The 21,144-nt window shown below is 54.2% G+C and carries 15 protein-coding genes; all 15 read left to right on the forward strand.

Annotated features, from left to right (window positions below; translation table 11 throughout):
• The coding region (locus KTN04_RS15730; RefSeq protein ID WP_217336187.1) for a transposase at nt 1-558 on the forward strand (558 nt) is incomplete at its 5' end.
• A gap of 377 nt (nt 559-935) precedes the next feature.
• Nucleotides 936-1,832 carry a helix-turn-helix transcriptional regulator gene (locus tag KTN04_RS15735; protein WP_217336188.1) on the forward strand — a complete coding sequence of 299 codons (897 nt, stop codon included), beginning with the start codon at nt 936-938 and terminating at the stop codon, nt 1,830-1,832.
• Nucleotides 1,829-2,608 (forward strand): hypothetical protein, encoded by a 780-nt coding sequence (locus KTN04_RS15740; RefSeq protein ID WP_217336189.1) that lies wholly within the window; start codon nt 1,829-1,831, stop codon nt 2,606-2,608. The genes KTN04_RS15735 and KTN04_RS15740 overlap by 4 nt, the downstream gene beginning before the upstream one ends.
• Before the next feature lie 6 nt (nt 2,609-2,614).
• Nucleotides 2,615-3,160, forward strand: coding sequence for a BREX protein BrxB domain-containing protein (locus KTN04_RS15745; RefSeq protein ID WP_217336190.1), 546 nt, complete (start codon nt 2,615-2,617; stop codon nt 3,158-3,160).
• A gap of 105 nt (nt 3,161-3,265) precedes the next feature.
• Nucleotides 3,266-6,730, forward strand: coding sequence for a BREX system P-loop protein BrxC (brxC, locus tag KTN04_RS15750; RefSeq protein ID WP_217336191.1), 3,465 nt, complete (start codon nt 3,266-3,268; stop codon nt 6,728-6,730).
• Nucleotides 6,730-10,230: an Eco57I restriction-modification methylase domain-containing protein gene (locus KTN04_RS15755; protein ID WP_217336192.1), complete on the forward strand. Its 3,501-nt coding sequence runs from the start codon at nt 6,730-6,732 to the stop codon at nt 10,228-10,230. The genes brxC and KTN04_RS15755 overlap by 1 nt, the downstream gene beginning before the upstream one ends.
• Nucleotides 10,231-10,234: 4 nt before the next feature.
• Nucleotides 10,235-11,230: a DUF932 domain-containing protein gene (locus tag KTN04_RS15760; protein WP_217336193.1), complete on the forward strand. Its 996-nt coding sequence runs from the start codon at nt 10,235-10,237 to the stop codon at nt 11,228-11,230.
• A 65-nt stretch (nt 11,231-11,295) separates the two neighbouring features.
• A complete protein-coding gene (locus tag KTN04_RS15765; protein WP_217336194.1) occupies nt 11,296-12,570 on the forward strand; it encodes an AAA family ATPase in 1,275 nt (424 codons plus the stop codon).
• The gene (locus KTN04_RS15770) at nt 12,567-13,208 is read left to right on the forward strand and encodes a retron system putative HNH endonuclease (RefSeq protein ID WP_217336195.1); all 642 of its coding nucleotides are present in this window, start codon (nt 12,567-12,569) and stop codon (nt 13,206-13,208) included. The genes KTN04_RS15765 and KTN04_RS15770 overlap by 4 nt, the downstream gene beginning before the upstream one ends.
• A gap of 19 nt (nt 13,209-13,227) precedes the next feature.
• The gene (locus tag KTN04_RS15775; RefSeq protein WP_217336196.1) at nt 13,228-14,505 is read left to right on the forward strand and encodes an AAA family ATPase; all 1,278 of its coding nucleotides are present in this window, start codon (nt 13,228-13,230) and stop codon (nt 14,503-14,505) included.
• On the forward strand, nt 14,505-15,101 hold the full coding sequence (locus KTN04_RS15780; RefSeq protein ID WP_217336197.1) for an HNH endonuclease family protein: 597 nt from the start codon (nt 14,505-14,507) through the stop codon (nt 15,099-15,101). The genes KTN04_RS15775 and KTN04_RS15780 overlap by 1 nt, the downstream gene beginning before the upstream one ends.
• Nucleotides 15,098-17,416: a BREX-1 system phosphatase PglZ type B gene (pglZ, locus tag KTN04_RS15785; RefSeq protein ID WP_217336198.1), complete on the forward strand. Its 2,319-nt coding sequence runs from the start codon at nt 15,098-15,100 to the stop codon at nt 17,414-17,416. Before KTN04_RS15780 ends, pglZ begins: the two co-directional genes overlap by 4 nt.
• A 17-nt stretch (nt 17,417-17,433) precedes the next feature.
• The gene (brxL, locus tag KTN04_RS15790; protein WP_217336199.1) at nt 17,434-19,482 is read left to right on the forward strand and encodes a protease Lon-related BREX system protein BrxL; all 2,049 of its coding nucleotides are present in this window, start codon (nt 17,434-17,436) and stop codon (nt 19,480-19,482) included.
• 35 nt (nt 19,483-19,517) lie between these two features.
• Entirely contained in the window at nt 19,518-20,045 is a 528-nt protein-coding gene (locus KTN04_RS15795; protein WP_217336200.1) for a hypothetical protein, read from the forward strand.
• A gap of 64 nt (nt 20,046-20,109) precedes the next feature.
• On the forward strand, nt 20,110-20,859 hold the full coding sequence (locus tag KTN04_RS15800; protein ID WP_217336201.1) for a hypothetical protein: 750 nt from the start codon (nt 20,110-20,112) through the stop codon (nt 20,857-20,859).
• Nucleotides 20,860-21,144: the final 285 nt, after the last annotated feature.

Raw genomic sequence — 21,144 nt, forward strand, 5'->3', positions numbered from 1 at the left:
CAGTCACGCATCATGCCGGTCACGGGCAAGGGCTTTGATCAGTGCTATAACGCCCAGGCAGCGGTGGATACTGAGAGCATGCTGGTCACCTCTGTACACGTCACGCAAGCGACGAATGACAAGCAACAAGTCATGCCACTGCTGAACGCATTGACCGCCTTGCCAGCCTCATTGGGCAAGGTGACCCATCTGCTGGCGGATACCGGTTACTTCAGTGCTGAGAATGTTAAGGTGTGCGGCCAGCAAGGTATTGAACCGCTTATTGCCATGAAACGAGACGTCCACCACCAGCCACTGTTCGAGCGTTTTGCGGCCGAGCCGATGGCACCGGACAGTGAAGATCCCGTTGAGCATATGGCCTATCGCCTGAAAACACAGGCCGGTCGAGCCCGTTATGCACTGCGCAAACATACCGTGGAACCCGTGTTCGGCATCATCAAACACGTTATGGGGTTCCGGCAGTTCTCACTTCGGGGGTTGGCCAACGTCAGTGGTGAGTGGCGTTTGGCCACCTTGGCATGGAATATCAAGCGGATGCATCGCTTAGTGGCCAGCTGACAGACACTGCTGGAAATAAGCGCCTGTGACAGCCGCATAGGGGATCGAACAGCGGTAAAGCGAATGCACAGGTCATGATGGCTGTTTGGCGATCATTGAAAGCGATAAAGGGCTCTGTCACTCCGACGAGCCACGTTAATCCGACAGACTGCTAGTCGACCTCCATGATCAATTAGCTCCGATAAGGAGCGCTCGTACATATATGCTCTTAAATGGGCCGGAGAATATCAGACTGGCCAAGTCGCCATCATGGTGTGTAGATGCTTGAGTGGGTAATCCCAAATTCCCCAGACTGAAGTGGTTTTGTTCACAGCAGGTTGCTATCATCATTTTTATGACCACCAAACGATGACACAGCAACCCAAGGACAGCACCCCATGCCAACGATGGCAGCCGATACCGCTTCACCCACCCAGCGCGAGCGCCTGTGGCAGATCGATTTTCTGGCGCGCTTTCGTGGTCAGGTCACGCGCCAGGACTTGGTTCACCGTTTCGGCATTGCACTGTCCAACGCCACCCGCGACTTCACCCTCTACCGCGAGCTGGCGCCGTCCAACCTGGACTATGATCATCGCGATAAAGTGTACCGCCGCACGCCGCAATTCCAGCCGTTATTCACCTACGACCGCGAGCATACCCTGCAGACGCTGACCCTTGGCCAAGCAGCAGGGCAGGAACCCTGTGAACAGCCGATTCTGGTGGATGCCGCGCCTACATTGAACCAGCCAAGCCTCGACGTTTTGGCAGTGGTATCCCGTGCCATTTATGCCGCCAAGGCGATCAGGATCCGTTACGTATCCGTGAGCAGTGGCGAATCCGAACGGGAGATCGTGCCGCACAGCCTGGTTAATACCGGACTGCGCTGGCATGTGCGGGCCTACTGTCGCACCCATGCCCAGTTCCGTGATTTTGTGCTGACGCGGATCACTCAGGCCGATGAGTTGAATACCGCCATCGATCTGGCGGTAGAAAGCATCGGGCAGGATGCCGAGTGGAATCGTTGCCTGGTCGTAGAGCTGGCGCCGCACCCCGCAGCAGCCCACAAACGTGCCATCGAATTGGATTACGGGCTTGCCCCCGGCGAAACTCTGCAGATGAACATTAAAGCCGCCACCGCCGGTTATTGGCTGCGCCGCTGGGGTGTCGATTGCAGCTTGAATGCCAGGCTTTCGCCGGATGAATATCAGCTGGCGTTACTCAATCCCGCCAGCGTTTACCGCCAGGCGAATCTGTCCATTGCCCCCGGTTTTACCCAGGAGACACCCAACCCATGATCTCGACCGAATCCCAGCAGAAGTTCGGTTTCAAGTATGGCCGTAATGGCGTTCATGCCAGCCGGACCATGATGCTGTCTGAAATCACCGAGCTGTTTCACGGTCGCAACATGGACGCCACCGCCGCTCAATACCAGGAAGATGTGGAGCTTTTCAATGTCCTGCACAAGCCAACGGAAAAGTCCCGCAAGCTGACCTGGAAGCATCTGGTGGACCTCTACGGCATGGATACCGCCATTCCGCTGTTCCGCATCTTTCGCCGTTTCTGGGAAGTAGATGAACAGGCCCGAACCCTATTAGCCTGCCAGATGGGATTGGCGCGTGATCCCTTGTTGCGCATCTCAATGAACAAGATTCTGCAGCTGGAGCTGGGCCAATGGCTGCCCCGTGAAGAGATGGAGCAGGTGTTCGCCGAACAGTGCCCGGATCGCTACAGCCCGGCGACGCTCAAATCCATCGCCCAGAACGTCAACGGCACCTGGACCAACGCCGGTTTCCTGCAGGGCCGCACTAAAAAACATCGTACTGAGCCGGATATCCGCCCGGTCAACGTCGCCTTTGCGCTGTTCATGGGTTACCTGCAGGGGCTGACCGGCAACCGCTTGTTCAATACCGAGTGGACCCGTGTATTGGAATGCCGCACCGAGCGTTTGCTGGAGCTGGCCCGCTCAGCCAGCCATAGTGGTCTGTTACGCTTCAAGCACTCCAGTGAAGTGGTTGAAATCACCTTTCCCGATTGCCTGACCAAGGAAGAAGAGGCCTGGTTGTATGAGTAATAGAGCATGAGTAACCGACTGAACCGCCTGATCAAAAGCTACGCCAGCTATATAAGCATCCCCTGGATGAAAGGGCTTGCCGATGAACAGCGGGTGCTGTTTGCCGTCTACCACAAGGAAGATGAACTCAAGCTGCGGGCACGGGTAGAAGAGTTCCGCCTGGCTACCGAAAGTGCCGGACATCAATGGCTGGAACTGGACATCACCCGCCTGTTTCCGGAATGGATGGCCTCGCAGAAGTATCGGGAAGACTACTTTGAAGACCCCGAAGATCTGGAGCCCAAGTACAAAACCTTCGTACGCCAATCGGTGGAAAAACTGGCCGAACAGATTCAGGCCGAGGCGGACGAAAACACTTTGGTGACTCTGGTCGGCTGCGGCACCCTGTTTGGCTTTGCCTCAGTATCGGATTTCGTCAAACAGCTGGCCGCTCATGTACCGGGCCGCTTGCTGGTGCTCTTTCCCGGTGAGTACATCGACAACGGCTACCGACTGCTGGATGCCCGCGATGGCTGGGGCTATCAGGCCACAGCGATTACCGCCGACAACTGACATTAAACAGCAGCACTGCAAACAACTGAAAGAACAGAACCACACCCGGCGACACCGGCGGGCGTTGATGAATAGATGGCTACACGACAAGGGAGCACGCACAGGATGCTGAACCGCGATATCTACCAACTGGACCCCCAGCAAAACCGGCTGGAAAACAACGGTGTCGCCGAAGTAAAGGACGACCAATCAGCACAGGCGCTCAAAACCCTGCGTTACGAGCTGCAAACCTTTGTCTGTGATGGCGAATATGAAGCCGGTCTCGACAAGATCCTGTCGGCCTACCTGCGCAACCTGGGTGATGGTCATGAGCAGCCGGGTGTCTGGATCTCCGGCTTCTTTGGTTCCGGTAAATCCCACCTGGCCAAAATGCTGCGTGCGCTTTGGACCAACCAGCCGTTTGGCGATGGTGTCAGTGCCCGCGATATTGCCGACCTGCCGCAGGAGATCAAGGACCACTTCAAAGAGCTGAGCATCGCTGCCGGCCGCCACGGTGGCCTGCATGCCGCTTCAGGTACGCTGGGGGCGGGCGCGAACAATAACGTGCGTCTGGCGCTGCTGAACATCATCTTCAAGTCTGCCGGTCTGCCGGAGCAGTATCATCAGGCTCGCTTTGTGCTCTGGCTGAAGAAAGAGGGCATTCTGGAGCAGGTCAAAGCCCAAGTTGAAGCCGACGACGATGTCTGGGAAGACGAACTGGAAGATCTGTACGTGTCCCGCAGTATTGCCCGTGCGCTGATGCAGGCCGACGACACCCTGGCTAGTGACGTTAAAGAGATGCGCCAGCTGCTCAAAATGCAGTACCCGCAGGTCAACGATGTCACCAACCAGCAGATGGTCGATGCCATCCATGATGCCCTGGCCCAGAACGGCCAGTTCCCGCTGACCCTGGTGGTGCTCGATGAGGTGCAGCAGTATGTCGGTACCGATACCGACAAGGCACACCAGGTTCAGGAAGTGGTGGAAACCTGCTGTAAGCACTCCACCTTCGAGAACAAGCTGCTGTTTGTTGCCACCGGTCAGAGTGCGCTCTCCGGCATGCCCAACCTGCAGCGCCTGCTGGGGCGTTTCCAGATTCCGATTCAGCTCTCCGATACCGATGTGGAATCGGTGATCCGCAAGGTGATCCTGCAGAAAAAACCCTCGGCCCAGTCCGAGTTGGATGCGGTGATCAAAACCAACCTGGGGGAGATCTCCCGCCAGCTGCGCGGTACCAAGATCGAACACCATCAGGATGATGAGCAGGTGATGCTGGCGGATTATCCGCTGCTGCCGGTACGCCGCCGTTTCTGGGAGAAGGTGCTGCGTATTGTCGATACCACCGGCACCGCCTCCCAGCTGCGTAACCAGCTGAAAGTGATCCACGAAGCCGCCCAGGCCACGGCCGATCAGCCGCTGGGTCATGTGGTACCGGCGGACTTTATCTACAACCAGATCACCGTCAACCTGCAGCAGACCGGTGTCATCTCCAAGGAGATCGCCGAAGCCATTGGCCGCTTGTCCGCCGGTGATGAGGATGAGCAGTTCAAATCCCGCATCTTGGCGTTGGTGCTGCTGATCGGTAAGCTGCCGACCGACCCCACTGCCGACTGCGGCGTGCGCGCTACCGCCGATATGCTGGCCGACCTGCTGATCGATGACCTGAACAGCGGTAAGGAAGCGATCCGCAACCGGGTGCCCAAGCTCCTGCAGGCGCTGGCCGACGAGGGTCTGGTCATGCCGATGGAAACCAGCGTGGGCACCGAGTACCGCCTGCAGACCCAGGAAAGCGCCCAGTGGTACGACACCCTGCGTCAGGAAGAAGCCGACCTGCGCGGCAACCAGCAGCGCATTGAAAATATCCGTGTTGACCTGCTGCACAAGGAGCTGCGCCAGCAGATCGCCCAGGTGCGCTTGACCCAGGGTAACTGCAAAGAGCCGCGCACCGTTTACCCTTGCTTTGATCCCGAGCTGCCCCGTGATGCCGCTGACAAAATCTACGCCTGGGTGCAGGATGGCTGGAGCCTGGATGAAAAGCACTTCCTCGCCGATGCCCGCAGCCGTAACCCCGGTGAGCCGACCATCTTTATCCATGTACCGGCCCGTAACCGTTCCGAGCTGAACAACGCCATCGTCACCGAACACGCGGCGCAAACTACCCTCGACAAGCGCGGTATGCCCAACACCGATGCCGGTAAAGACGCCCGCACCGCCATGGAAACCCGCCACCGCGACGCCCAGAAGCAGGTGAAAACCCTGCTGCGTGAAATCTTTGATGGCGTCCAGGTGCTTCAGGCCGGTGGCAATGAAGTGGAAGGCAACAGCATTGCCGAGCGCATTGAAACCGCTGCCCGCGCCTCTCTGGTGCGCCTCTACCGTGACTTTGACCAGGCCGACCATGCCGGTTGGGGCAAGGTGTTCGACCGCGCCGGTAAAGAGGGCGGCCAGAACGCCCTGGAAGCGGTGGGCCACAGTGACGAGCCGGAAAAACACCCGGTTTGTGCCGCCATCAAACGCTTTATCGGGGTCGCCAAAAAGGGCAGTGAGATCCGTGAACACTTCCTGTCTGCGCCTTATGGCTGGCCGCAGGATGCCATCGACGGTGCCCTCTTTGTGCTGCTGGCCAGCGGCATTCTGCTGGCCGAAGATGCCCGCAACAATCCGGTGGCGGTGACCAAACTGGAGCGCAAGCAGATCACCCAAACCAACTTCAAGCCGGAAAGCATTACCATCCGCCCGGTGGATCTGATCAAGATCCGTGGCCTGCTGACTGCCTCCGGTATTGAAAACCAGCCCGGCGAAGAAGCGGCCAAGCTGCCGCTGCTGGCGGAAAAGGGCCGTGAACTGGCACAGAAAGCCGGGGGCGAAGCACCCTTGCCCGCCAAACCGGATACCCGGCTGTTTGATGAACTGGCACGTCAATCCGGCAATACCCAGCTGAAATACGCCCTGGATGAGCAGGACGCCATCAAGCAGGCGATCAAGGCCTGGGCCGAGACCGCCCAGCGCATTGAAGCCCGCCGCCCGGAATGGACGCAACTGCAGGAGCTGCTGGCGCTGAGCAAAGGCCTGGCCTTCCACGGCCCCATTCAGACCGAAGTGGAGGCCATTATCGATCAGCGCTCCCTGCTGGCCGAGCCCAACCCGGTGACCGGCCTGATCCAGCAGTTAGTGACCAAGCTGCGGGAAGCGATCCAGTTCCATGTTAAAGCCTATCTGAACCGCCACGCCGAGTGTCTGGCGCAACTGCAGGCGGACAGCCACTGGCAGCAGCTGGATGACCAACAACAGAACCGGATTCTGGCCAAGCGCAAACTGCTGACGCTGGATGAACCAGCCCTCAACGATGCCGAAGCTGTGATCGACAGTCTCAACGAAGTCAGCCTGGAGTTGTGGAGCGAACGCACCGACTCCCTAACGGGTAAGTTCGACAGCGCACGTGTGGAAGCGGTGGAGCTGCTGCAGCCCAAGTTGCAACGGATCAACCTGCCCAAAACCACCTTTGAATCCGAAGCGGATCTGGACACCTGGCTGGAACAGGTGAAACAGCAGGTACTCGATAAACTGAATGAAGGACCGGTGACATTCTGATGAGCATTTTTAACCACACCCGTCAGCCACTGGAGCGCACTCTGCGTAAGGCGCTGGAAACCACCGTGGGTAAAGCTCGTGAAGTGGCGGAACAGGCCGCGACTCAGGCCCTGACCCGCCTGAGCGTCGGCGAGGCCAAACCCGCCGATTACCTGAACGATGCCCAGCGCAACCTGCGCAACCGCCTGCGTGCCCACGGCCGCCAGTTGGGGGATAGTAAGCAGGACAATGGCCAGCAAGGCATCCGCAAGCTGGTGACCGAGGTCGCCTACGAACACTGGCACCGGATGCTGTTTGCCCGTTTTCTGGAACAGAACAGCCTACTGATGTACGACGAGCACACGCCGCTGACCCTGGCGGAGTGCAACGAGCTGGTGCAGGAGCCGGATATCGCCCGTGATGAATTGGAAGCCCGTTGCACCACCGGCTGGGAATTGGCCGGAGTGCTGGCCTCCAAGATGTTGCCGCAGATCTTCCGAATCGACTCACCTGTGTTTGAGCTGGAGCTGGCACCGGAGCATCAGCGTACCCTGGAGAAATTGGTGACTGGCCTGGCACCTGAAACCTTCCAAGCTCAGGATAGTCTCGGTTGGGTCTACCAGTTCTGGCAGAGCAAGCGCAAAGAGGAAGTGAACAAATCCGAGGTGAAGATCGGTGCCGATGAACTGGCCCCGGTGACCCAATTGTTTACCGAACCCTATATGGTCAGCTTCCTGCTGGATAACAGCCTGGGTGCCTGGTGGGCGGGCAAACGCCTGTCGGATACGGATTTTGCAAATGCCCAGAGCGAACAGGAACTGCGTGACAAAGCCGCCATCCCCGGTGTGCCACTGAGCTACCTCCGTTTTGTAAAAGACGACCTACAGGACGTAGGAAGTGCCGATATTGCAGGAGCAAATATCGGCCGAAACACCCAAAACTGGCAACCTGCTTCCGGTACCTTCGACAGCTGGCCGCAGCAGCTAAGCGAGCTGAAAACCCTCGACCCCTGCTGCGGTTCCGGTCATTTTCTGGTGGCCGCGTTTTTGATGCTGGTGCCCATGCGTATGGAGCTGGAACAGCTCACAGCGCAGCAAGCCATCGACCGGGTGCTGAGTGAAAACCTGCACGGGCTGGAGCTGGATCAGCGCTGTGTTGAGCTGGCCGCCTTTGCCGTAGCGCTGGAAGCCTGGCGCTTTCCGGATGCGGGTGGCTACCGCAGCCTGCCAAATTTTAATATTGCTTGCTCTGGCTTGCCACTGAGTGCAAAGAAAGAAGAGTGGCTAACTTTGGCTGGTGAGGATGGAGATCTGCGGTTAGCACTTGAGGTTTTGTATGAGCAGTTCAGTAATGCTCCTGCTCTTGGCAGCTTGATCAAGCCAGAGCTAGGCTTGAATGAGGGATCTTTGTTTGAACTGGACTGGTCTGTAGTAATGTCTGCGCTAGACAAAGCTCTTGCAAGAAAAAACAACTTTGAAACTGATGAGCTTGGTGTTGTTGCCCAGGGAACAGCAAAAGCAGCTAATTTACTTGTCGAAAAGTATCAATGGATAACAACAAATGTTCCATTTAAAGAAACCAAGCAATTAGATTTTAAAATTCAAGAACATATTGAAAAGAACTTCTCTGCCGGAAAAACAAATCTCGCAACAGCTTTTGTATTGCGCTTAAAAGAGATGCTTGGGGATGGGGGAGCGTTAACGGCAGTTACCCCCCATGAATGGTTATTCTTGAAATCATACGACAAGGTTCGAGAAGAACTATTGAGAAGTGTAACTTGGAATAGTTTGGCTGACTTGGGTGAACATGCTTTTGAAAGCTCCCAAGCTGCCGGTGCTTTTACAGCTTTAATATCTTTTACTAAAAAACATCCTAGTCTTGAAAGCTCTTATTGCGGCATTGATGCTACGAAATTAAAGGGTTGCGTTGAGAAGAACTATTTTTTAAAAGAAGGGAGTGCGGAGCGTTATTCTCAGCTCGACCAGCTGAAAAACCCTGATTTCAGAATAGGTTTGTTTGAAATATCAACGGTCCCATTGCTGACTACTCTCGCAGGTTCATATGTGGGGTTGCAGAACGGAGATGCGCCCAGGTATCTATATCAGTATTGGGAGATACCTAATCATAACTGCCAGGATACTTGGGGTTTTTTCCAGCTTCCTTGTGATGTATCGAAACATTTCAATGGAAGGGATGGCATGATTCGATGGGAAAGAGGTAATGGTAGTCTCAGCACTTCGAGTCAAGCTAGAGTTCAGGGGGTTGAGGCTTGGGGTAAAAAGGGTGTTGCGATTCGACAGACAAGGTCTTTGCCTGCGACTATTTATTCGGGGGATATTTATGACCAGTCAAGTGCGGCGATTATTCCGATAAATACTGATAACTTGGCAGCAGTTTGGACCTTTTGCTTCAGTCAAAATTTCCATGATGAAGTGCGCAAGATAGATAAAAAGAAAAATGTTACTAATGCGACCTTAGTAAAGATTCCCTTTGATCTTGACCACTGGACCAAAGTTGCTGAAGAGCAATACCCCAACGGCCTACCTCAGCCCTACACCAATGACCCTACTCAGTGGATTTTCCACGGCCACCCCTGTGGCTCGGTGATCTGGGACGAAGAGCGCAAATGGACCGCTAAGGGCGAGCTGCGGGTTGATGACACTGTGCTGCAGGTGGCGGTGGCGCGTCTGCTGGGTTACCGCTGGCCAGCCGAGCTGGATGCCGACATGGAATTGGCGGAAGAGCAGCGTGCCTGGGTGCTGCGCTGTCAGGACTTGGAAGACCATGTGGATGATGACGGTATCGTCTGCCTGCCGCCGGTGCGCGGTGAACAGGCCGCCGACCAGCGTCTGGAAGCCCTGCTACAGGATGCCTACGGCACGGCGTGGACCACACCGCTGAAAAACCGCCTGCTGGAAACCGTCGGCAGCAAATCCCTTAGCCTCTGGCTACGCGACAAGTTCTTCGAGCAGCACTGCAAGCTGTTCCAGAACCGCCCTTTTATCTGGCATGTGTGGGATGGCCTGAAAGACGGCTTCAGCGCCCTGGTCAACTACCACCAGCTGGACAAGGCCGGGCTGGAGCGCCTAATCTACACCTATCTGGGCGACTGGATTCGCACCCAGCAAGCCGGTGTCGCCAACGGCGAAGACGGTGCCGATATCCGCCTCGCCGCTGCCGAAACCCTGAAAACCGAGCTGGAAAAGATCCTCGAAGGCGAAAAGCCCTACGACATCTTCGTGCGCTGGAAACCGCTGGCGGAACAACCCATCGGCTGGAACCCCGACCTCAACGACGGCGTGCGCCTTAACATCCGCCCCTTCCTGCTGGCCAAAGACCTGGGCAAAAAAGGCGCGGGCATCCTGCGCTTCAAACCCAACGTTAAATGGAGCAAAGATCGCGGCAAAGATGTGCCCTCCGCCCCCTGGTACCACCTGGGCCTGGAATACGACGGCAAAGAAGGCGACCGCATCAATGAGCATCATCTGACATTGGCAGAGAAGCAGGCGGCAAGGAGCTGAGCCTATGAAACGCAGCTGGAAAGAAAAGGATGTCACGCAGGCGTTTTTCCCGGTGGAGCTGAAGCCGGTTTATATTCGGTCTGCCACCGGTGATATCGACCTGCTCGGCAGCATCAATTATGAACAACTGCCGCGCCACCAGGCGGTAGTCGATACGGATAAGGGCCTTACCTTTGCGGTAGTAACAGACAGTTATCGGCTGATCACCAACCGGGAGGCCTACGACCTGGCGGCAGATGCCATGCAAACAGTGTTCAAGATGACATCCATGAAGGATATGCAGTGCCTGAATGTGACCATGCCCAAAACCCGGTCTTTCTGTCATATCGACCTGATTCATACCAAGAGTGAGTTCGAACCCTGGGAGAAAGACCGTTGGACGCCCTTTGTACGCATTACCAACAGCTACAACCGTACCCACCGCCTGCGCTTTGAGATCGGCTTTTGCCGCTGGATCTGTCTGAACGGTGTGATATTCGGCAGCAAAAGCGTCGAGATCAGCTTTGCGCATACCCGGCAGTTGGAAGACGCGATGAAGCGCTGGGAAGAGAACCTGGCCGGTATCCATGAGCTGGAGCGGCTGTTTGTCTCCCAGTTGCGTAACCTGCAGCGTTACCACGTGCCGGCCAAGTGGATGTTGCCGCTGACTTGCAAGGTGTTTGATCTGCGCCTGCCGCCAGAGGCGGAGATCAAACGCAAACGTGCCGAAGAGCTAATCGAGTTTCGTAACGCCATTGCCGACCGCACCAGTGATTACTTCGTGAAAATGGGTGAGCACGGCTACGCCGCGCTGAATGTGCTGTCGGACTACGCCAGCCACCCCGTGGGCGTGATGGCCCCGGAATCGAAGATGGATGGCTACCAGCACAAAACCGGTGAATGGATCATGGACTTCATCGAGCAGATAAAAAAGCGGGACTTCACCTTTGAAGCCTACCTGGCAGACTACCTGGATACTGCAAAGCAGATTGCGGAGTTGAAGCTTGAGCGGGTGGAATAGCGGCGACCTATTTACTGCATGATAGACTGTTTGAACCATTAAACCCTGCTGGACGGGAGTATGAGATGCACATTTCTGAGGTTAAGCTGATCAACTTCAGAGGCGCCAAAGAGCTGTCGCTGAACCTTGATGAGCATTTGAATGTGTTTGTAGGTATGAACGGTGCCGGCAAGTCCAGCATCCTGGATGCCAGTGCGATCATGCTCTCCTGGTTGGTAAACCGGATGCGTACCGCAACTGCATCCGGACGACCGATTACCGAGTCGGATATTCGTAACGGTAGCTCGGTTTCCACGGTTGAAATGGTCTGTGAGGATAAAGTCCCTTTTGCCTGGAGTCTGGCCAAAGCACGTTCAGGGCATAGCCGCAAGGAACATGCGTCTGTCTTGCTGAGTGCGACTGAACAGGCCAAGCGTTATCAGGCGTTGATTACTGAACATCAAGGGCAAGTCAATTTACCCCTGTTTGCCTATTATCCGGTGAACCGGGCAGTGCTGGATATTCCGCTACGGATTCGTAACTCGCACCAGTTTGAACTGCTGGATGCCTATGATGAATCCCTAACCAGTGGGGCTAACTTCCGTACCTTTTTTGAATGGTTTCGCGACCGTGAAGATCTGGAAAACGAGCACCGTCGTTATCGTGATGATTTGGTTCAGCCTGAAGGTTATGCCTTTCCCGACCCGCAGTTGGAAGCGGTGCGCTGTGCTTTGACCACGTTCATGCCGGAGTTCAAGAACCTCACAGTCCGGCGTAAGCCTCTGCGTATGGAGGTCGAAAAACAGGGCCAAAAGCTAACGGTTAACCAGCTATCAGACGGCGAAAAGTGTCTGATGGCAATGATTGGTGATTTGGCCAGGCGTCTGGCCATTGCCAACCCCATGCGTGACAACCCGCTTGAAGGGGATGGCGTTATCCTGATTGATGAGGTGGATCTGCATCTGCACCCCAAATGGCAGCGCATCCTGATTCCTAACCTGCGTAAGGTGTTTCCCAACTGCCAGTTCCTGGTCTCGACCCATTCACCCCATGTTATTACGCATGTGCAACCCAAACATCTGCACCTGTTACGGATGGAAAAAGGGGAGCTGGAAACTGTGCCGGTGACGGAGTCCTATGGCAAAAACGTGGACCGTATTCTGGAAGACATTATGGGGCTACCAACGACCCGACCGGATGATGTCTTCGATGATCTACAGCGGTTGCACCAGCAAATTCAGGCCGGTGACTTGCAGCAGGCGATGGCTGATTTGAATGCGCTGCAGGAGCGGATTGGGTCTGACCCGGAGTTGGTTAAGGCCTCTGTACTGATCAAGCGTAAGGAGTTGATTGGTAAATGAAGCCTATCATCAAAGGGACCGAGCCGGCCGAGCTTACGGCTTGGAAAGCCTTGGAAAACGAAGACTGGTCGCCGACCTACGATGATCTCAGTGGGGCTGAAAAGCGAGCTGTTAAAACTGCATTGATGCAGGAGCAGGGGTATATCTGCTGCTACTGTGAGCGCCGCTTATCTGAGCAAGACTCGCACATCGAGCACTTTCAACCTCAGAGTGATGCAGCGGTTGACCCCTTGGATTATTCGAATTTGCTGTGCTCTTGCCAGAATCAACTGGAAAAGGGAGAGCCCAGACATTGTGGAAATCTCAAAGGTGATTGGTTTGATGAGCATTTGCTGGTATCGCCGATGGACTCTGATTGTGAGCAGCGTTTTAAATTCACGGGAGATGGCAATATCTATCCGGCACCAGACGATGAAGCGGCAGACGTTACAATTACAAAGCTGGGACTTGATCTGCCCAAGTTGGTCAGTATGCGGGCAGCCGCGATTGAGCCGTTCTTGAGTGAAGAACTGAGTAATGACGAGTTGGCGCTGTTCGTCGATGGATATTTACAACAGAGCGAGTCTGGCCAGTACTCACCCTTCTGGACCACGATTCGTAGCCTGTTCCCCGGCCTGACACCCAGAACCCTGGCCTAAGCCTGTTGGAGATTTTGTCATGTTCAAAACATTGAAATTGACCAATGTTGGCCCGGCTCCCTCCATGACATTGGAGTTTGGTCAGCGTCTAAATCTGATCACAGGGGATAATGGCCTGGGCAAAAGCTTCCTGCTGGATGTCGCCTGGTGGTCGATGACCCGCAAGTGGCCGTCTGAAATCAACCCCAAGCTGACCGTGGGGAAAAAGGTTCAGCCTCAGCGCAAGGGTGACTCGTCTATCAGCTTTTCGTTTTCGGGCAAGGTGAAAGAGGTTAGCTACGAAAGCACCTATCAGCGCAGGGAAGAAGCCTGGACAGGCAATGCCGGTCGTCCGGCGAACCCTGGCTTGGTGCTCTATGCCATGACCGATGGCAGCTTTGCCGTATGGGATCCGTCGCGCAACTATTGGCAGACCCGCAACGGTATAGATGTGCAGGAGCGACGCCCGGCCTATGTCTTTGCTCCCGATGAGGTATGGCATGGCCTGAAAGCCGAAGATGGCACTGTTTTATGCAATGGTCTGGTACAAGACTGGGCGACTTGGCAGAAGGAAAAAGGCGCGGCGTTCAAGCATTTGGTCAAGGTGCTGAAAGTGCTGTCGCCCTCTGATAAAGAGGAGTTGCAGCCGGGTGACCTGACGCGCATCAGCCTGGACGAGGCCCGCGATATTCCAACGATCCGTATGCCCTATGGTCAGGATGTTCCTGTGGTCCATGCGTCATCCGGTATCCGCCGCATTATCGCGCTGGCTTATTTCCTGGTCTGGGCCTGGGAAGAGCACCGCAAGGCCGCCGACTTGTTGCAGGAAGATCCCACCCATCAGGTGGTCTTTCTGATCGATGAAGTGGAGTCGCATCTTCACCCCAGCTGGCAGCGCAGTATTATTCCGGCGCTGTTGTCTGTCATGGAGCAACTTACTCGACGTCCCGATGTGCAGTTGATTACCGCTACCCATTCGCCTCTGATCATGGCATCCGTCGAGCCGGTTTTTGATCCTGCACAGGATGCCTGGTTTGATCTGGACCTTGAGCAGGGAGAGGTGAAGCTGCGGCAGCGTGACTTTGAGCCGATGGGAGATGCTTCAAACTGGCTTACCAGTGAAGCCTTTGATTTGAAAAGTTCCGGCTCGCTTGCTAATGAGCGACTGATTAAGGAAGCATCCGAGCTACTTGAAAAAGATACGATCTCCAAAGCCGAATTTCAGGAGATGAATACCAGGCTTGTTAGGGCATTGAATCCGGCTGATGATTTCTTGTTCAACTGGCGCTATATCTGTAAGTCCAAAGGACTCATGTGATGATTCCAGTTAAATTACAGCCAGAGCCAGAGAGCTTTGACGAGGAGGTACGCCAGCCTGGGCTTGCCTGGTTGGATAAAAAAGGGATCGATTTACAGAGCGCTCCACCCGAGCCGAGTAAACTTCCGGTGTATTGGCAAAAGACCAACGAGCAGCTGTGGGAAGCCTACTCAGGCGTTTGTGCCTACCTGGCTATCTACTTCGAGTGGGTATCAGGAGCATCATCCACGGACCATTTCATACCCAAGTCGGCCCTCGCGGGTGATGCTTACGAGTGGTCCAACTATCGTTTGTCCTGTTTGGGGCCAAATCGCTCCAAGAACGCATTCACCGATCTACTTGATCCTTTTGAGATACAGCCAGATACATTTGTTTTGAACCTGGCAAGTGGTGCTATAAAGCCTAATCCGGAACTGGATAATGCCGTGGCAGAGGTCGCTGCGACGACAATCTCGCGTTTGAATCTCGATAGTGAACAGCACCGAAAAATGAGAAGTAGGGCTTTTACCCGTTACCTTCGCAGAAAAGATGAAGAAAGTCTGAAAGAGCTATCACCCTTCGTTTGGTACGAAGCGAACCGCCAGGGACTGCTATGAAACTGATCGACCTGCTGGCGGAGGAAGTCCGTGCCAGCGCAGCCTATAACTCCAATATCCAGATGGCACCGAGCGTTATTCTCTGGACTGACAAGCAGCGCCAGTGGGAATCCGCCTTGCCGCTGCTGCAGGCCGCCATGCCGGAGCTGGTGGTGCTAGGCGACTATGCCCCCGAGCAGAAGCGCGGACCGGCCATCTGGATCAAGTGTGTCATCGAAGGTGTGTTATCGGAAGTGCAGTTGCCGCAGGACCGTACCCCGATTCTGTATTTGCCGGGTGTAGAGCGCCGCGACTTGCGTGCGATTGCGGATTGCCCCGATGTGCTCAAGCCCTTGGCAGAGCTGCAGTATCGCGGCTGTTGGTGGATCTACAACAACACCGGCCGGGACTGGACGGTCAATGCATTCCTGATATCGGCCAATGGCGGTGCCGGTCTGGATGTGGCCAAGGATGACAAGTCGCAGCAGGCGATGCTGCGGGTACTCACCGAAATACTGGAAAGCGAGCGCGAAGAGCTTGCCAACCGCCGCCTTGAAGCGCCGGACTTCAATAAACTGGTGTCCAGTGACCCGGTACGGGATCTGCTGAGCTGGATGAATGACAGCAAAGCCTGTCGTGAACGCTGGGATGCGCCCCGTTGGCAGGCGTTGGTGGGTATCTGCGAGACCGAATATCACTTCAGTCCGGAACGCGATGGCGAACTGACGGCAGCGGAGTTGCTGTGTCAGCGTCAGGGTGTTTGGGAGAGTGTTTGGCAGCGGTATGCCGAGTCCTGTCACCACTATCCCAGTTTGCCGGAGCTGCTGATGAAGGTGCAGCCTGATCTGGCCGCTGATGGTGCCAGCTATCCGGTGATCAATGCCGATGATGAACAGCGGCTTGAGCAGGACCTGAGCCAGCTGTTGTCACTGGACTCAGCCCAGGTGCGCCAACAACTGCTGCGACTTGAACAGCGTCACGCCGAGCGTCGTACCTGGATCTGGTCACAGTTGGGGCAGGCACCCTTGGCGGGTGTAATGGAGTTTCTGAGCCAGATCGCCGAGCGTACACAGCAGGTGTTCTCCGGTATCGATGCCGAAGAGATGGCTGAACTTTATCGCCAAGAATATTGGCAGGTGGATGACCTGGCGCTCAAGGCACTGGCTTACCCACTGTCCAATGGGCAACAAGCGCTGGTGCAACAACTGCTGGCGCTGATCTACACCCCCTGGCTGGATGAAGTGACTCGTAATTTCCAGAATCTGGTGAAAGCCAAGGGATATCCGGGTGTTGGTCAGGTGAGCGAAGCCACGGCGGCTTATGCTCCGGGCGGTGAGGTGGTCTTCTTTGTGGATGGCTTGCGCTATGACATCGCCCAGCGGCTGGAGCAGATGTTGGTATCCAGGGCGAATATCAAATTGTCATCCAACTGGGCAGCCTTGCCTTCAGTAACCGCGACGGCCAAAGCTGCTGTTACCCCTGTCCATGACAAGCTGACGGGACGGGTGTCCGATCGGGATTTTGAACCCAGCCTGCTGGATGAGGATAAGGATTTTTCGGCCTATTACCTGAAGAAGTTTCTCAAGGAAAAAGGCTGGGTGTACTTGGAAGAGGGCGAGACGGGTGACCCATCCGGCAATGCCTGGGTGCAGAGTGGTGATATCGACAAGGAAGGCCATGTTAAAGGCCTGAAACTGGCGGCGCGCATCGACACGCTGCTGGAAGAAGTGGTTGAGCGGGTCGATGAACTCCTGGCTGTGGGCTGGCGCAAGATTCGTATCGTAACCGATCATGGCTGGGTACTGACACCCGGCACCATGTCCAAGGTGGATCTGACCAAACACCTGACCGATACCCGCTGGGGCCGTTGTGCCGTGATCAAGGATGCGGTGGATACAGGCTATCTACAGCTGGGCTGGTACTGGAACAAGGATGTCAGCATCGCCATGGCCCCCGGCATCAGCAGCTTCAAGGCAGGCCAGCATTATGATCACGGTGGTTTGAGCCTGCAGGAGTGCCTGACGCCCATCATCGAAATCAGCAGCAATCAGCAAGTCCAAACGGGTCCAAGTGCGACGGCGGCCCTGTCTGACCTGCGCTGGCTGGGGCTGACCTGCAAGGTCCAGGCAGAAACGGATGCTGATGGCGTGGTGGCGGTGCTGAGAACGCACGCGGCGGATGCGGACTCCGAAATCTGCAAGCGCAAACCACTCAAGGGCGGCAAGTGCAGCCTGATGGTGGATGATGACTTTGAAGGCATGACAGCCGTACTGGTGCTGCTGGATGAAAGTGGCAATGTACTGGCGAAAAAGCCGACCCTGGTCGGTGATGAATAAGGTTAGGAGAGAGACGCGTGGAACTGGATGCTCTGGATAACAAGGCCGCAGACGTTTTTGAAGGCTATATCGTGCGCAAGGATCTGGTGCGGACCTTTGCCCGCCAGTTTCCGGTGCCGACCTATGTGGTCGAGTTCATGTTGGGGCGTTACTGTGCCTCTACCGATCCCGAGGAGATCGAAGAGGGCCTGGAGATTGTTCAGCGCCAGCTGGCCTCCCGCACTGTACGTGCCGGTGAAGAGGAGCTGTTCAAAGCGCGTGCTTACAAGAAGGGTGCGGCCAAACTGATCGATATTATCAGTGTCCGCTTTGTCGAGAAGGAGGGCGGTTACGTTGCCTCTTTGCCCAGCCTTAATCTCAACCGTGTGCGTATTGCCGACAAGATTGTCGATGACAATGAACGCCTGTTAACGGGCGGCTTTTATGCCGAGGTCACGCTGGAGTATGACCCCGTCATCGCTGAAGAAAAGGGTAATGCTTTTGGTATCGCTGAGCTGCGTCCCATCCAGATGTCCAAGCGTAACGTGCTGGATGTGATGGCCGAGGCCCGCAGTCAATTTGATAGCCATGAGTGGCGTGACTTTCTGATTCGGTCCATTGGTCTTGAATCCGAGGCCCTATCCGAGCGGGCCAAAGACTCCATCCTGTTGCGTATGGTGCCCTTTGTTGAACGCAACTATAACCTGGTCGAGCTGGGGCCGCGCGGAACCGGCAAGAGTCATCTGTTCCAGCAGGTGTCGCCCTATGCCCATCTGATCTCCGGTGGTAAGGCGACCATTGCCAAGATGTTCGTCAACAATGCCTCGGGCCAGCGCGGTCTGGTATGCCAGTATGACGTGGTCTGCTTTGATGAAGTCAGCGGGATCTCTTTTGATAGCAAGGAAGGGATCAACATCATGAAGGGCTACATGGAATCCGGTGAATTCAGCCGTGGCAAGGAGAGCATCCGTGCCGATGGTTCCATGGTGTTTGTGGGTAACTTCGACGTGGATGTGGAGCATCAGCAGCGGGTAGGCCATCTGTTTGGCCCTTTGCCTCAGGAGATGCGCGATGACACCGCCTGGATGGACCGTATCCACTGCTACCTGCCCGGTTGGGATGTGCCCAAGATGAGCAAGGATCTGACGACTGATCATTTTGGTTTGGTCAGTGATTTCTTCTCCGAGTGTATTAGCCGTCTGCGTTTTCAAAGCCGTGTGGCGGCCATGCAAAACCGAGTACATTTAGGCGGAGCGTTGAGTGGACGTGATACCAATGCGGTAAATAAAACGGTATCGGGTCTGCTCAAATTAATGTATCCCGACGCTGATATGCCAGTATCTGATGAGGATTTGGAGTGGGCAACACGTTTGGCGCTGGAAGTTCGTCGCCGAGTAAAAGAGCAGCAGAAGCGAGTGGGCGCTGCCGAGTTTCGTAATACTCATTTCAGTTATTTTATCGGTGACGATGGCATTGAAAAGTTTGTTGCCACACCTGAGTTGCGCGCCGATAACGAAATTGGTGATGACCCGCTTGAACCGGGTCAAATATGGACAATCAGCGAAGGTGGCACAGACTTTGATGACAACGCTGGGCTTTATCGTATCGAAGTGAACGAAGGCCCAGGCTCCGGTGTGAAGATTCTGAATAATCCGGCACCGGCAGCATTTAAAGAATCCATGCGATATGCTGAGCAAAATCTTTATGCACGTGCGCAGCAGTTAATTGGTGATCGAGATCCACGATCACATGAGTTTACCGTTCAGCTCCGAGCCTTTGATGCAGCTAAAAAAGGTTCCAAACTGGGTGTCGCAGCATTAATTTCCATGTGCAGCAGTATGTTGAAGAAATCCGTGAAAGGCGGCCTTATTGTGGTGGGTGAGATCAACCTGGGCGGTTCCATTGAGCCGATCAGCAATGCCGTGAATATTGCAGAACTGGCAGTGGAAAAAGGCGCTAGTACCCTGTTGATGCCAGTGACAGCGCGACGCCAGCTCTACGACTTGTCGGATGAGATGGCTACCAAGGTTGATATTCAGTTTTATCAGGATGCGAGAGATGCGCTGCTGAAAGCGCTTGCTGAATAAATAAAGCAACGCAGCCAAGGAAATAGTGGGAGTGTATGGATATGCCCTCAGGCCAAGAGAAAACAGAACTGCAGAAGTTAATGGATGACGTTGAACCTCGTCTTGCAGCCTTGGAGGCTCTACGCCGCTGGTCAAAGAGCCGGCATATAGCTGTCGATGCGCTCATTGACCAGTTAGCCCATCGTATTCGTGAATATGGAGCCCATGAGGCGGACTCTATTGTTGCGAAGTATCAAAAATCCAAGCCTTCAAATGCTGTTATGACGAGTTATGAGAAAGGGAAAGTTCAAGTAAATTCGCAGGAAAAGCAGTCAAAGAAAAAGAAACGTAAAAAGTCCCCTCAAGACATTCAAAACTCTAAAAAATTACCAGTAACTCCTGATCGAAGGGTTAATCATGCAATTAAGTGTGAAAAGTGTGAACAAAGCTACTTGAAAGGCTGGAAGGTTTCAAAAGTAGGAGGGGGATTTGGGTTGTTGTGTGATTTTTGCAGGAACCGTTTAAAAGGAAGACGTGCTCACTGGCGCCGGGTGCATGGATCATACGGGAGTGGTAAAGCATAGGTTGAAAGCTAGTGTAATAGGCTATTTTAAATTAATTTTTTATTATTAATCCAGGTGATTTATGATGAAAAATATTGTATTCGAACGGTTGGAAAAAGAGCTTGCGGAAGAGGGATCGAGATACTTCGGTGAAGCGACGCCTGAGTTCGACCTGTATATGGATGTTAATGTATATGCATTGAGAAAAATGACGGAGCATATATTCTTCAATGATAATGTTTTTACATCCAGACTTATTGAAGGCTTGTGTGCGTATAGCGGCTTAAGTGTTTTTGATTTTATAAATGATGCGAACAAGCAAATAGACTCATATAAGAAAATAAAAGAGTTCGAAATTGAGTATGGGAATAGGGTTAGTCTATGGATATCAACTGTAGAAAAGTGGGAAGACTGGGAGAAGTGTTTAGAAGTTGTTGAATGGAATGTAAGCAAGATATCTGAAAATGGATCAGATAAGCCAATTTTTGAGCCGTCAGGTGATAAGCGATATCGTACTTCTGAATCAAGAAATCTATGGGTTATGAATCGCCCATGGAACGGAAAACCTGAAGAAATTGATAGAGAACAGTATTACATAGGGATTGTAGACGAGATCGAAAGAAAGATTCACCGAGTTGAAGGTGATGGCCGGGATTTTGTTAGATACAATAATAAGTTATATCCTGTACATTCAAGATTTGAATTTGCAGCAATTATATCTTTCGTCCGACGAGAAGTTCTATATTTCTTTAGCAATATACATCGAACCCCTGATCCAATCCAGGATGTAATTCCAAGGGAATTTATTTGTCTGGAAGAAGAAGCTCACTCTTAGTGCATAAAGGCAAGTTGTGAGTACTTGATTAATTAAGAATATATCAGCCGATAGAACATGGCGGTGGTAAATGCTACCTGTTATGAAGGAGTTTTTCTGCTACTGGGTCGACGGGAAGTTTGGTCGAAGTAGTCGAACACATCCTGTCCTACGACTTGACAAATACAACAAGGCTTATGGCACTGCCTAGCTGTCGCATCCCGGATGATCATATAAGCAAAAGGCGCTATCCTTGGTTTGCCGCTCGCGGCATCATGTACAGCGCTATTCAGCAATTCATCCGGG

The organism is Marinobacterium weihaiense, assembly GCF_019061305.1.
Lineage (GTDB): Bacteria > Pseudomonadota > Gammaproteobacteria > Pseudomonadales > Balneatricaceae > Marinobacterium > Marinobacterium weihaiense.